Source organism: Oleiagrimonas citrea (assembly GCF_012395255.1).
GTDB classification, from domain to species: Bacteria; Pseudomonadota; Gammaproteobacteria; order Xanthomonadales; family Rhodanobacteraceae; genus Oleiagrimonas; species Oleiagrimonas citrea.
The window spans coordinates 39,868-52,582 of record NZ_JAAZQD010000002.1 but is presented as its reverse complement, the minus strand read 5'-3'; the positions used below and the strand labels follow the sequence as shown (position 1 = coordinate 52,582).

General features: G+C 64.0%; 11 protein-coding genes. 6 read left to right on the top strand and 5 right to left on the bottom strand.

The genetic code is table 11. From position 1 onward, the window contains the following. Positions 1-44: 44 nt before the first annotated feature. The 3 genes from HF690_RS04225 (at position 45) to HF690_RS04215 (ending at position 4,233) form a co-directional block, all read left to right on the top strand. Entirely contained in the window at positions 45-1,385 is a 1,341-nt protein-coding gene (locus tag HF690_RS04225; RefSeq protein WP_168608573.1) for a sigma-54-dependent transcriptional regulator, read from the top strand. A 22-nt stretch (positions 1,386-1,407) separates the two neighbouring features. After that, positions 1,408-2,790: a sensor histidine kinase gene (locus HF690_RS04220; RefSeq protein ID WP_168608572.1), complete on the top strand. Its 1,383-nt coding sequence runs from the start codon at positions 1,408-1,410 to the stop codon at positions 2,788-2,790. A gap of 186 nt (positions 2,791-2,976) precedes the next feature. Then, positions 2,977-4,233 carry a threonine/serine exporter family protein gene (locus HF690_RS04215; RefSeq protein WP_240151582.1) on the top strand — a complete coding sequence of 419 codons (1,257 nt, stop codon included), beginning with the start codon at positions 2,977-2,979 and terminating at the stop codon, positions 4,231-4,233. A 78-nt stretch (positions 4,234-4,311) separates the two neighbouring features. Here HF690_RS04215 and HF690_RS04210 read toward each other — a convergent pair whose 3' ends face one another. The 3 genes from HF690_RS04210 to HF690_RS04200 form a co-directional block, all read right to left on the bottom strand. After that, positions 4,312-4,644 carry an H-NS histone family protein gene (locus HF690_RS04210; protein WP_113064478.1) on the bottom strand — a complete coding sequence of 111 codons (333 nt, stop codon included), beginning with the start codon at positions 4,642-4,644 and terminating at the stop codon, positions 4,312-4,314. Positions 4,645-4,918: 274 nt separating this feature from the next. Further along, positions 4,919-6,631, bottom strand: a complete 1,713-nt coding sequence (locus HF690_RS04205) for a proline--tRNA ligase (RefSeq protein ID WP_168608571.1) — start codon at positions 6,629-6,631, stop codon at positions 4,919-4,921. Between the two features lie 156 nt (positions 6,632-6,787). Beyond that, complete coding sequence (locus HF690_RS04200) at positions 6,788-7,210, bottom strand: DUF4124 domain-containing protein (protein WP_168608570.1); 423 nt, start codon at positions 7,208-7,210, stop codon at positions 6,788-6,790. Between the two features lie 290 nt (positions 7,211-7,500). On the opposite strand from HF690_RS04200, the gene pssA reads away from it, so the two are divergent. Genes pssA through rimI form a run of 3 tightly spaced genes read left to right on the top strand, consistent with a single transcriptional unit; the run spans position 7,501 to position 9,365 of the window. Further along, complete coding sequence (gene pssA / locus HF690_RS04195; protein ID WP_113064481.1) at positions 7,501-8,292, top strand: CDP-diacylglycerol--serine O-phosphatidyltransferase; 792 nt, start codon at positions 7,501-7,503, stop codon at positions 8,290-8,292. Positions 8,293-8,311: 19 nt separating this feature from the next. Beyond that, entirely contained in the window at positions 8,312-8,797 is a 486-nt protein-coding gene (locus tag HF690_RS04190) for a hypothetical protein (RefSeq protein ID WP_168608569.1), read from the top strand. A 58-nt stretch (positions 8,798-8,855) separates the two neighbouring features. Further along, positions 8,856-9,365, top strand: coding sequence for a ribosomal protein S18-alanine N-acetyltransferase (rimI, locus tag HF690_RS04185; protein ID WP_168608568.1), 510 nt, complete (start codon positions 8,856-8,858; stop codon positions 9,363-9,365). Between the two features lie 73 nt (positions 9,366-9,438). On the opposite strand, the gene HF690_RS04180 is transcribed toward rimI, so the two are convergent. Together HF690_RS04180 and HF690_RS04175 are read right to left on the bottom strand one after the other, a co-directional pair. Beyond that, positions 9,439-9,795 carry a TraR/DksA family transcriptional regulator gene (locus HF690_RS04180; RefSeq protein WP_113064484.1) on the bottom strand — a complete coding sequence of 119 codons (357 nt, stop codon included), beginning with the start codon at positions 9,793-9,795 and terminating at the stop codon, positions 9,439-9,441. Beyond that, positions 9,795-12,626 (bottom strand): valine--tRNA ligase, encoded by a 2,832-nt coding sequence (locus HF690_RS04175; RefSeq protein ID WP_168608567.1) that lies wholly within the window; start codon positions 12,624-12,626, stop codon positions 9,795-9,797. Before HF690_RS04175 ends, HF690_RS04180 begins: the two co-directional genes overlap by 1 nt. Between the last annotated feature and the right edge of the window lie 89 nt (positions 12,627-12,715).

Sequence of the window (12,715 nt, the reverse complement as noted above, 5' to 3'; positions counted from 1 at the left end):
CTTTCGCGCTTTGGCGCATCCAACCAGGTATGCATCGGAGCAAAATGAGAACTGTCCTTATCATTGACGACAATCCGGCCGTCGGCGAGGCGCTGTCGCTGCTATTGTCGCTGCACGATATCCGCCCGCTGACCGCGCTCAATCAGCGTGAAGGACTGGCTGTGCTGGCCCGCGATCGCGTGGATGTGGTCATCCAGGACATGAATTTCAGCGCCGACACGACCTCCGGCGAGGAGGGGGTGGTGCTGTTCCGCTCCATTCGCGAGCAGCACCCGGATCTGCCGGTGATCCTGCTTACGGCCTGGACGCACCTTGAGACCGCCGTCGAGCTGGTGAAGGCCGGCGCGGCCGATTACATCGCCAAGCCGTGGGATGACAGCAAATTGCTGACCACGGTCGAGAATCTCCTGGAATTGTCCGAATCCACGCGTGAGGTCAAGCGCACGCGTCATGAGCGACGTCGCCACCAGGCGCAACTGCTGGATCGCTACGACCTGGATGGCATGGTGTTCGCTTCCGAGACCACCGGGCGTACGGTCGAACTGGCCTGTCAGGTGGCGCGCTCGGATGTGCCGGTGCTGGTGACTGGCCCCAACGGCGCCGGCAAGGAGCGCATCGCGCGTATCGTGCATTTGAATTCCCCGGTGCGCGAAGGTCCGTTCGTGGCGGTCAATTGCGGTGCGCTGCCGGGCGAGCTGATCGAGGCCGAGCTGTTCGGTGCGGATGCCGGGGCCTATACCGGCGCGACCAAGGCGCGCGAGGGCCGCTTCGAGATGGCGGACGGCGGCACGCTGTTCCTCGATGAAATCGGAAACCTGCCGCTTTCGGGACAGGTCAAGCTGCTGCGCGTGCTGGAAACCGGGCAGTTCGAGCGGCTGGGGTCGGGCCGCACGCGAAGTGCACAGGTACGCGTCATCAGCGCCACCAACGCCGACCTGAAATCGATGATCGCCGAAGGTCGTTTCCGCGAGGATCTGTACTACCGCCTCAATGTGATCGAAGTGAATCTGCCACCGCTGTGCGAGCGCAGTGACGACATCCTTCCGCTCGCCGAGCATTTCCTCGACGGTCGTGCCGAGTTGTCCGACGAAGCACGCGAAGCGCTGACTCTGCACAGCTGGCCGGGCAATGTGCGCGAACTCAAGAACGCGATCGATCGCGCCTGTCTGTTGGTGCATGACGAACCGATCACCCCCGGGCACTTGAATTTGCCCGAGATGGATGATGCGGTACCGACGTGGCGCAATCTCGACGAACCCAGCCGCGACGCTGTCAAGGACGCGCTGGTTCAGCATGCCGGCGTGATCAGCCGCGCGGCGCAGACGCTGGGTCTTTCCCGTCAGGCGCTGTATCGACGCATGCAGCGCTACGGAATCGAGACGTGATGGCGCGCTTCATTCAGAGCACATGCGCATGCAGATGAAGTCGCTGCAGGGTCGAATGGCGTTGCTGGCCGGCCTTGCCACGCTGACGGGAGCACTGGTGTACGCGGGGGTGACGCATTGGCCGTTGCCGCAGTTGATCGGCGCCGCGGCCGCATTGCTACAGGTGCAGATCGAAACAGGTTGGCTGCGTACGCCCTGGGGCGGTTTGCTGGCGACGCTGCTGCTGCTGGTGCCGATCGCGGTATGGCTGGGCAGTCGTCTGACGCGCCCTTTCCTGCGGCTTCTGCGCGCTCTGGAGGGAGCAGTGGTCAGTTACCGCGACGGTGATTTCGGTTTCTCCATCGCCACGCGCCGCCAAGACGAGATCGGCGACCTCATCCGCATGCACAATCAACTGGGGCAGACGCTGCGTGAGCAGCGCCAGCATCTGGTGCAACGGGAGCTGTTGCTTGACACAGTGGTGCAGAAGACACCGGTGGCGTTGATTCTCACCGACAATCATCGGCATGTGACGTACGCCAACATCGCTGCACGGCAACTCTTCAACGAGGGAAAGTCGCTGGAGGGCGAGCATTTCGACAGTCTGCTCGATAGCGGCTCGGAGGTCTTGCGCGAAATCGTGCAGAGCGGTCGCGATGCCTTGTTCCCGATCGAGATGGACGGGGCCGAGGAGACCTTTCACGTCTCGCAGCGCGCGTTCCGTCTTCAAGGGCGACCGCATCATCTGTATCTTTTTCGCCGCATGACACGCGAACTTTCGCGGCAGGAAGTGGCGACCTGGAAGCGCGTCATCCGCGTCATCAGCCATGAGTTGAACAATTCGCTGGCGCCGATTTCCTCGCTGGCGCACTCCGGTGCCGAGCTGGCTCGCCGTGGCGATCATGGGCGTTTGCCGGGCGTGTTCTCGAGCATCTCCGAACGTGCCAAGCATCTTCATCATTTCATCAGCGGATATGCCGACGTGGCGAAGCTGCCGGCACCGCGCATCGAGTCTGTGGCCTGGGCCGGTTTCATCGAAGCGCTGGCGTTGCACTGCACTTTTCGTTTGCGCGGCGAACTGCCCGAGCGAGATGGATATTTCGATGCGGGGCAGGTCGAGCAGGCGCTGATCAATCTGATCAAGAACGCACACGAGTCGGGTACGGATGAAGATGAAGTGACGTTGTCCATCGCTGAGGTCGGTTCTTACTGGCGCATCGAGGTGGCCGACCGAGGTCCGGGCATGAGTGAGGCCGTGCTGTCTCAGGCGTTGTTGCCGTTCTATTCGACCAAACGTTCCGGGACCGGCCTGGGACTGGCACTGGCTCGTGAGATCGCAGAGGCCCATGGTGGGCGATTGAGCCTGAATAATCGACGTCGGGGCGGTTTGCGGGTCACGCTATCGTTGCCGATGAACGAGACCTGAGGCGGTATCCGCGACGACGGATTCCATACCCGGTCGCGTGACACGATCCCCTATACTCCGCCAATTACGGGGTCGATCCGAAGGTGCAGTGATGGCACAGCCGAGCGTGCCCAAAGGGGCGGTGATGTCTTGCCGAGTGCAGAGATGGAGTGTCGTGGCCACACTTCGGTCCGGATGGAGGTATGCATGACGGGGCCGGAGCTTCCCGCCTTCACCACGACGGCGCTCAATACGCGCATCGCGTTCGTGATCGAGCTGACTCGGCGCCTGCACCAATACGGTACGGCTGCACCACGTCTGGAAGACGCCGTCAGCAGTGCGGCGTTGCGGCTTGGTCTGCGTGCGGAGGTCTGGTCCAGTCCGACGGCCATCATTCTCTCTTTTGCCGATCAGGCGCAGGGCGACGATGCCATCGCACAGGTGACACAGGTCATCCGGATGCCACCGGGTGACGTCAATCTGGCGCGGCTGTGCGAAGTGGACGCGATCGCCGACGGGGTGACCGAAGGGCGCATCGATCTCGAAGAGGGCGCGCGACAGTTGCGGCAAATGTCCAAGCCGCTTTCGCGCGCGCAGAAACTGGGTATGGTGTTCGGTTTTGCGCTGTCGGTGTTTGGCTTCGCGGTACTGATGCGTGGCTCCTGGGCCGATGCTGTGACCGCTTCCGTGCTGGGGGGGATGATCGGTGCAGTGATGCTCATGGCTGCACGCCACCCACGTGTCGCGTTGGCTGGAGAGGCGCTGTCCGCATTGCTGGCGGCTCTAGGTGCGAGTCTGGTGAGCGCGTGGCTCGTGCCGTTACGGGTCAATGTGGTGGTGTTGTCGGCGCTGATTGTTCTGGTGCCGGGCATGATGCTGACGGCTGCCGTGCGCGAACTCTCCGCGCAGCATCTGGCGTCGGGCGTTTCCCGCCTGTTCGGCGCATTGGCGTCGATGTTGAAATTGATTTTCGGTGCGATGGTGATTTTCGCCGGCAGTGCATGGTTCGGTCTGAAATTGCCTCTGCCGGAACTGCCTCCGTTACCTGCCTGGGTGCAATGGCCCGCCTTGGTGGCGGGCACGTTCGGTTTCGCGCTGGTCTTTCTCGCGTCGCGTCGCGATTGGATTCTGGTGGCCCTGTCGGCCATGCTGGGCTATGTCGTCGCACGCGAGGCCGGCGCCCAATTCGGTCCGGGATTCGGCGTTTTCATGGGTGGTCTGGTGCTGGGCGCAATGGGAAACCTGTACGCGCGTTTCGCACAACGACCGGGTTCACTGGTGCGGGAGCCCGGCATTATTCTTCTGGTTCCGGGAAGTGTCGGTTATCAGACGTTGGCGTACCTGGCGCAGAGGAATGTGCATAGCGGCACCGAAACCGCGATTTTGCTCGTCACGCTGCTGGTGGCGCTGGTTGCCGGTTTGTTGTTCGGCGATTTGCTGGTCGCGCCGCGCCGTTCACTGTAGCGGAGACAAAAAGAAAGCGCCGGCATGTTGCCGGCGCTTTCTAGAGCGTCCCTGACATCGGAATCCGATCATGCTGTATTACTTGATCAGCAGATCCTTTTCCTTCTTGCCGGCCTTGAGGGCGGCGTTGAACCAGCGCGGGCGCTTGCCACGGCCGGACCAGGTCTGGGTCGGGTCGTCCGGGTTGCTGTACTTCGGCGGCACCTTGCCAGTGCTGCGACGGCCACGGCGGGCGGCACCGCGTGCACCGAACACTTCTTCGAACGTGAAACCTTCGTCCTTGAGAAGCTTGGTGACTTTGTCACGTACCTTTACCAGCTTTTCCTTTTCCAGCTCCTGCTTACGCTGTTCGGCCTTGTTGATCAGGTCGTTTAGCTGGTTCTGGTTGAGCTTCTTGATATCGACGGCCATAAATAACTCCGATTTCAGTGGGGGGGCAGTTAACGTTGCAGAACATAAGCCGTTGTGCAGGCGAATTCTGCCGTATTTAATGGGTTATTGCAAAAATGCTTCAGGGTCAGGTGCGTCTTGTGGGCAATTATTTGAAACTCCTCACGTTGGGGATTTTCAAATAATTGCCCTTCGTGTCGACTCATGGAGTCGATGGATGCATCCACGCGGATTAATCGCCACGCGCAAAAACCAAAGGCTTGATCTTTGCAGGAGGTCTCGGGCGGCGATTCGATTATGCGTCGCTTTGGCCGCAAAATACCTGTAGTAATTCGGCATGACTCAGTGCGCGATTTTCGGTGTCGCGACGATGGCGATATTCGTACGTGCCCGCCTCGAGTCCGCGCTCGCTGACCACCACGCGATGCGGAATACCGATTAGTTCCATGTCGGCGAACATCGGTCCGGGGCGCAGACCGCGATCATCCAGCAGTACGTCGATACCGTGACTGCGGAGTTCGTCGTAGAGCGCTTTCGCCGCATCCTGCGCCTTCGTCCCATTACGCGATCCGATGACGCAGATCGCGACTTGCCACGGCGCCATCGGTTCCGGCCAGACGATGCCGCGTTCGTCGTGATTCTGTTCGATGGCGGCCGCGACGATGCGGCTGACACCGATGCCGTAGCAGCCCATGAGCATGGCGCGCGCCTTGCCGTTCTCGTCGAGAACGGTGGCGTTCATGGCTTCGGCGTAACGTCCGCCGAGCTGGAAAACATGACCGACTTCAATGCCGCGCGCGATGTGCAGGGTGCCCTCGCCATCCGGAGACGGATCGCCGTCGACGACCTTGCGCAGATCGGCGATCCGCGTGATGCGTGCGTCGCGGACCCAGTTGGCGCCGGTGTAGTGCGTATCGACGGCATTGCCGCCACAGACGAAATCGGCCAGCACGGCAGCACTGCGGTCGACGATCACGGGGATGTCGTCGGGTAGCCCGACAGGACCAATGAAGCCGGGACGCGTGCCCGTGGCCTTGAGGATCTCGGCCTCGTCGGCGAGCACGGCGGCGCCGGGAAGCTCTTCCAGCTTGGCGGCCTTGATCTCGTTGATCTCGTGGTCGCCGCGCACGCACAACGCGACCAGCCCTTCTTCGCCGCGCACCAGGATGGTCTTCACGCACTGATCCGGTGACACGGACAGAAAGGTGGCGACTTCATCCATCGTCTTGCGTTCGGGGGTGTCCACGCGCGCGAGGTCCGCGGTCGCAGCGGGGCGTTCGGCCTCGGGGGGCATGGCTTCGGCCAATTCGACGTTGGCCGCGTAATCGGATCCGTCACTCCAGGCGATGGCGTCCTCACCGGATTCCGCCAGGACCTGGAACTCGTGACTGGCGTTGCCGCCGATGGCGCCGGTGTCGGCCTGCACCGCACGGAAACGCAGGCCCAGGCGCTCGAAGATCCGCACGTAGGCGCTGTACATGACCTTGTAGGTCTCGGCCAGCGACTCTGGCGTGATATGGAAGGAGTAGGCGTCCTTCATCATGAATTCGCGTGCGCGCATGACGCCGAAACGCGGGCGGATCTCGTCGCGGAACTTGGTCTGGATCTGGTAGAAATTGATCGGAAGCTGCTTGTAGCTCTTCAGTTCCTGGCGCGCGAAGTCGGTGATGACTTCCTCGTGCGTGGGGCCGTAGCAGTATTCCTGCTCGCGACGGTCCTTCAGCTTCAGCAGCTGGCCGCCGAACTTCTCCCAGCGCTGGGTTTCTTCCCACAGCTCTCGCGGTTGGATCGAGGGCATCAGCATCTCGATGGCGCCGGCGCGGTTCATTTCCTCGCGCACCACGGTTTCGACCTTGCGCAGTACGCGCAGGCCCAGCGGAGTCCAGGTGTAGATGCCGGCCGCAAGCTTGCGCACCATGCCGGCGCGAAGCATCAGGCGATGGCTGGCGACTTCGGCGTCGGCCGGAACTTCCTTGACGGTAGCGAGGTGAAACGTGCTCAGGCGCATGCAATCGGTCCGTATCGAGTTTGGCCCGGCTGCTCACGCTTTACACGATCATCGGAATTTTCCGACCACGATCACGGGCTTGCGCGGCGAGGCGCCGGGACAGGCTGAACGGTCGATTATAGCTTCGCGCCCTCTTCCGCGATACGGGGCGGAAACCTACTTGTTGCAATAGGCGTCGTAGCGCTGCTGCTGCTGCTTGAGTTGTTGCGCGCGGAGCTTGTCGTTCACCGGGGTCGTCTTGCCATCGCTGCCCATGCGCTGAAGATTCTGGGAAGATTTCAGCAGTGTGATGTTCGAACTGAGCTGTGCGCAGAAACGTTGCAGCTGTGCGGATTTTCCGTCTTTCGCGGGACTCGGCGAAGCGGATGCATCGTTGCCGTGATCCATATTGTTCTGGGTGCGCGGCTGATCCGCATCGGCGCGCGTCTTGATGTTCTGGTACTTGACGCCCTGCGGTGGCGGGGCGTCGGAGAAATGCTGGGTCCCGTTCGCGTCCGTCCACTTGTAGACCTGGGCGCTGGCGACCAGGGGCAATGCCAGAAGCATCGTGGTGAGCAGAGTGGTCAGCGTGCCTCGCATATTGAATCTCCGTACCGGAACGATGGCGGCACGCAGGCGTGCCCCAGATACCGCAATGCATGGTACGCACAGTGTGCGGTCGGAGGGAAGTATAAACGGCGATGGACCTCTCGCGATTGTGAGCGGGCGCACCCTAGCGTGGGACCTGCGGGCCCGCAGCGTGCGCCGGCGCACGGATGCCGGCGCGAAGGCCGGTGCGGACGACGGAGCAGGGCGGCAGTCGAGGCTGCAGTCGCGAACAGGCGATGGTTTACACTGTGCGGACGCCCTATTGGAGTCGACACAAGCGCATGAGCGACACCCCTACCGTCCGCCCGCCGCGCCATCGCGGTATCTACCTGCTGCCGAACCTGTTCACGACCGGGGCGATGTTTTCCGGTTTCTTCGCCATCGTGTCCGGTATCGGGGGGCATTTCGTTTCGGCCTGCGTGGCCGTGTTCGTGGCGGCGCTGCTGGACAGCATGGACGGCCGCGTGGCGCGCATGACCGGTACGCAGAGCGATTTCGGCGTGCAGTACGATTCGTTGTCTGACCTGGTCAGCTTCGGGTTGGCTCCGGCGCTGGTGATGTACACCTGGTCGCTGTCCGAACTGCGTGCCTACGGTCCCGTCTGGGGCAAGATCGGCTGGGCGGCAGCCTTCATCTATGCCGCGTGCGGCGCATTGCGGCTGGCGCGTTTCAACACCCAGGTCGGCGTGGCCGACAAGCGCTATTTCCAGGGGCTGGCCAGTCCCGCGGCAGCCGCGCTGTGCATGTCCTTCATCTGGAGCATGGAGAAGGATGGCGTCAGCGGTTCGCAGGTCTGCTTCATCACTCCCTTCCTGATCGTGATCGCCGGTTTGCTGATGGTCAGCAATGTGCGCTACTTCAGCTTCAAGGCCTGGCCGAAACAGGACCGCGTGCCGTTTCTGTGGGTGATCGCGGCGCTGCTGATTCTGGTGCTTCTGGCGATCGACCCGCCGCATGTCCTGCTGGCGGTGTTCGGCCTGTATGTGATTTCCGGGCCGGTCATGACGCTGTGGGGCCGGGTCACCACACGTCGTCGTCGCAGCACGCGGCGCGGCGATCCGCCGGCGGCCTGAGTCGGAATAGGTGGCTGCGATGACGTCCCGTCACGAACGTCTGCGCGCGTTGGGCGTGACGCCGTATCGTCTGCGTTCATCACGCGACGCTGCGGCTGCACCGGAGTCGGCGCTGGTCGCTGCGGAGCCGGTGGCCGTCGGGACTGCGGCGACAAATTCATCAAATGCGGTCGTGCCCTGCGTGCTGCTGCTTCCGTCCGCGTGCTCGCCACGCACGCTGGATCTGATCGGTCGCTGCATGCATGCCTTCGGCGCCGATTTCGCGCGTGCCCCGCGCCTTGCCGTGGGCGAGTCCGGAACACTGGATACGCCGCCCGTTGCGCGCGCCTATCTGGCGTTTGGCGATGCGCAGGCCCGTGCGCTGGGCCACGTTCTTGATGCAGAGGTCATGCGCGCCGCCGAGATCGTGCTGCTCGATGCGCCGGATGCCTTGCATGCGGGCGGGGCGAAACAGCGATTGTGGCAGGCGCTGAAGGCGTTGCGCCGGCGTTTGCGCATGTACTGAGCGTTGCCCGTTCGGTTTTTTTCTGGGCAGGCGGCGTCCGGCGTCGCATAATCGCCGCATGGCCGCCGTCGTCGCTCCTAATCTCCCGCGCATCCGCATGATGCGGCGCGAGGACCTTCCCCAGGTTTCCCTGATCGAACGGGAGGCTTATGAATTCCCCTGGAGTCCGGGGATCTTCCGCGATTGCATGAAGGCCGGTCACGCCTGTTGGGTGCTGGCCTGGCCGGGAGAAGTGGTGGGTTACGGCATTCTCTCTGCTGCCGCCGGGGAAGCGCACGTGCTCAACCTGTGTGTCGATCCGCAGCATCAGGGCATGGGCCACGGGCGGCGCATGCTGCGGCGCTTGCTGGATCTGGCGCGCTGGCATGGCGCGTCGCGGGTGTTCCTGGAAGTGCGGCCTTCGAATGAAGCGGCGCACAGGTTGTATCTCGACCACGATTTCGTCGAAATCGGTCGCCGGCCGCGTTATTACCCCGCGGAGAAGGGGCGCGAGGATGCCATCGTGATGATGCACAAGCTGGCGCCCGACCAGCCCGACCAGCCCGACCAGCCCGACCAGCCCGGTTGAGCGCGTGCCGCGGTGCCGCATCCGGCTACAGAGCGGGGCGGATCTTGAACCGAATTCGGCAATCGATGCGGATTCAGCCGCGACGTGGTCCGGCGGCTTCCTGGGCCGATGCGCAGTCCAGGCACAGCGCGATGACCGGGTCCATGCGCAGGCGGGCCTCGGCGATGCATTCACCGCAGACGGCGCATTCGCCATAGCGACCCTCTTCGACACGGCGCAGCGCGGCTTCGATGCGTTGCAGGGTCTGTTGGCGCCGGCGTTGTTCGGCCAGCGCCATCTGTTGTTGTTGCAGGGCGTCCATGCGCGAAAGACGGCCGACGGCGGCCTGGTCGAGTTCAACCGTGGCGCGTGCGTCGGCCGCGCCGGCATCCTCTGCGAGCAAGCGCTGACGCAGCTCGAGCAGTTGCCGACGGGCCGCGGCGGCGTCCATCAGGCGCCCAGGCGTTGCGCCTGTTCGCGCAGGGCGTCGCGCTGCGCGCTCCAGTCGGCCAGACGCTGGCGTTCCTGCTCGACGACCTCGGCCGGTGCGTTGTCGACGAAGCGGGCGTTGCCCAGCTTGCCTTCGCACTTGGCGATTTCCTTGCCGATGCGGGCGATCTCTTTTTCCAGGCGCGCCTTTTCGGCGTCCAGATCGATCAGCCCGGCCAGCGGAATCAGCACACGCAGGTTGCCGACCACGGCTACGGCGGCCGCCGGTTCCTCTGCATTGGCGTCCAGCCACGTCGGCGTCTCGGCGCGGCCGAGGAAGGCAATCTGCGTCGCGAACTTGGCCGCACGGGCGCGATCATTGGCGTCGCCGTCGGCCAGCAGCAGCGGAATCGTCTTGCCCGGCGCGATGTTCATTTCCGCGCGGATCTTGCGCATGCCCGACAGCACGGATTTGAACCACTCGATCTCGGCGCGGGCCTCGGCATCGGCGGCGATGGCTTCCGCATCGGGCCACGGGCGATCCATCAGATGCTTCTCGTCCAGTCCCAGGCGCGGCGCGACCGACTGCCAGATTTCCTCGGTGATGAACGGAATGACCGGATGCAGCGCGCGCAGCACGGACTCGAGCACCACCAGCAGCGTGTGGCGGGTCGAGGCTGCGGCAGCCTCGTCGTCGCCCTGCAGCGCCGGCTTGGCCAGTTCCAGGAACCAGTCGCAGTACTCGTTCCAGACAAAGGCGTACAGGCTCTGTGCCAGGTGGTCGAAGCGGTAGTTGGCGAAGTGCTGTTCGGCCTCGGTCAAGGTCTGCTTCAGACGCGTGAGAATCCAGCGCTCGGCCTCGGTGACCGGTACGCCGGCGGGCGCGGCGATCTCGCCTTCGGGCAGGTTCATCAGCACGAAGCGGGCGGCGTTCCACAGCTTGTTGCAGAACGCCTTGTAGCCTTCGGCGCGACTGATGTCGAAGTTGATGGTGCGGCTGTAGCTGGCCAGCGCGGCGAAGGTGAAGCGCAGCGCGTCGGTGCCGATGGCCGGGATGCCGTCGGGGTAGTCCTTGCGGATGCGCTTCTCGACCTTGGCGCGCACCTGCGGGATCAGCAGCGACTTGGTGGACTTGGCCACCAGCGGTTCCAGTTCGATGCCGTCGATCAGGTCCAGCGGGTCCAGGGTGTTGCCCTTGGACTTGGACATCTTCTGGCCTTCGGCGTCGCGCACGATGGCGTTGATGTAGACGGTGCGGAACGGCGCCTCGCCGACGAAGTACTTGGTCGCCATCACCATGCGCGCGACCCAGAAGAAGATGATGTCGAAGCCGGTGACCAGCACCGCGCTGGGCAGGAAGATCTTGTCCTGTTCCCAGTTCGCGACGACTTCGCCGCGCTCGTTCTTCACCGGCCCGTCGGCCGGCCAGCCGAGGGTCGAGAACGGCCACAGGGCGGAGCTGAACCAAGTGTCCAGTACGTCCTCGTCCTGGCGCAGCGCGCCGACCGGCGCGGTCTGGGCGTTGGCGCGCGCATCGGCCTCGTCCTCGCCGACGAAGATGTGGCCGGCCTCGTCATACCAGGCCGGAATGCGATGGCCCCACCACAGCTGGCGGCTGATGCACCAGTCCTGGATGTTCTCCAGCCACTGGGTGTAGGTGGTGGTCCAGTTCTCGGGCACGAAGTTGATCTGACCCGAGGTGACCGCTTCCAGCGCCGGTTCAGTGATGGCCTTGCGACCGCCCGGACGGCCGTCGGGCAGCGTGTCGGAGGTCAGGTCGACGAACCACTGATCGGTCAGCATCGGCTCGATCACGGCATCCGAGCGCTGGCTGACCGGAACCTGCAGCTTGTGCGGCTTGGTTTCGACCAGCGCGCCCTCGGCCTCCAGGTCGGTCAGCACCGCCTTGCGCGCCTCGAAGCGATCCAGGCCGCGGTACTTCTCGGGCGCGCTGTCGTTCACCTTCGCGTCCAGGGTGAAGATGTTCAGCGGCTCCAGCCCGTGGCGCTTGCCGATGTCGTAGTCGTTGAAGTCGTGCGCCGGGGTGATCTTCACGCAGCCGGTGCCGAACTCGCGGTCGACGTAGTCGTCGGCGATGACCGGGATCTCGCGCCCGACCAGTGGCAGCGTCAGCGTCTTGCCGACCAGGTGCGCGTAGCGCTCGTCCTCGGGGTGCACGGCCACGGCGACGTCGCCGAGCATGGTCTCCGGACGTGTGGTGGCGATGGTCACCGTCTCGTCGCTGCCGGACACCGGGTAGCGGATCGACCACATGTGGCCGTCGCGCTCGACGTTGTTGACCTCCAGGTCCGACACCGCCGTGCCCAGCGCCGGGTCCCAGTTGACCAGGCGATTGCCGCGGTAGATCAGGCCGGCGCGGTACCACTCGATGAACACCTTGCGCACCGCGGCCGAGAGTCCCTCGTCCATGGTGAAGCGCTCGCGCGACCAGTCGGCGGCCACGCCCAGACGGCGCATCTGATTCGTGATCGTGGACCCGGACTGCTCCTTCCACTGCCACACGCGCTCGACGAAGGCCTCGCGGCCCAGTGCGTGCTTGTCGGTGTCTTCCGCCGCCAGCTGATTCTCGACGATCTTCTGCGTGGCGATGCCTGCGTGGTCGCTGCCGACCTGCCACAGCGTGTTGTCGCCGCGCATGCGCCGGTAGCGGATCAGCATGTCCATCACCGTCTGCTGGAACGCGTGACCCATGTGCAGCGTGCCGGTGACATTGGGCGGCGGCAGCAGGATGCAGTACGGATCGCCGTGACCGGTCGGCTTGAAGCAGCCGTCGGCTTCCCAGCGGTCATACCACTTTGACTCGATCTGCGCGGGTTCGAAACTCTTTTCCATGGGCGGACTCGGGCGGGCGCCGGAAGTCCGGCGCGACGAAAGCGGGAAAAGTCCGTGATTGTACGGGGCTGGGCGCGCTGGCCCAAGCG

Coding starts and splice junctions, on each gene's coding strand:
- HF690_RS04225 (WP_168608573.1), top strand. CDS start 45: ATGAGAACTGTCCTTATCATTGACGACAATCCGGCCGTCGGCGAGGCG.
- HF690_RS04220 (WP_168608572.1), top strand. CDS start 1,408: ATGCGCATGCAGATGAAGTCGCTGCAGGGTCGAATGGCGTTGCTGGCC.
- HF690_RS04215 (WP_240151582.1), top strand. CDS start 2,977: ATGACGGGGCCGGAGCTTCCCGCCTTCACCACGACGGCGCTCAATACG.
- HF690_RS04210 (WP_113064478.1), bottom strand. CDS start 4,644: ATGGCCGTCGATATCAAGAAGCTCAACCAGAACCAGCTAAACGACCTG.
- HF690_RS04205 (WP_168608571.1), bottom strand. CDS start 6,631: ATGCGCCTGAGCACGTTTCACCTCGCTACCGTCAAGGAAGTTCCGGCC.
- HF690_RS04200 (WP_168608570.1), bottom strand. CDS start 7,210: ATGCGAGGCACGCTGACCACTCTGCTCACCACGATGCTTCTGGCATTG.
- pssA (WP_113064481.1), top strand. CDS start 7,501: ATGAGCGACACCCCTACCGTCCGCCCGCCGCGCCATCGCGGTATCTAC.
- HF690_RS04190 (WP_168608569.1), top strand. CDS start 8,312: ATGACGTCCCGTCACGAACGTCTGCGCGCGTTGGGCGTGACGCCGTAT.
- rimI (WP_168608568.1), top strand. CDS start 8,856: ATGGCCGCCGTCGTCGCTCCTAATCTCCCGCGCATCCGCATGATGCGG.
- HF690_RS04180 (WP_113064484.1), bottom strand. CDS start 9,795: ATGGACGCCGCCGCGGCCCGTCGGCAACTGCTCGAGCTGCGTCAGCGC.
- HF690_RS04175 (WP_168608567.1), bottom strand. CDS start 12,626: ATGGAAAAGAGTTTCGAACCCGCGCAGATCGAGTCAAAGTGGTATGAC.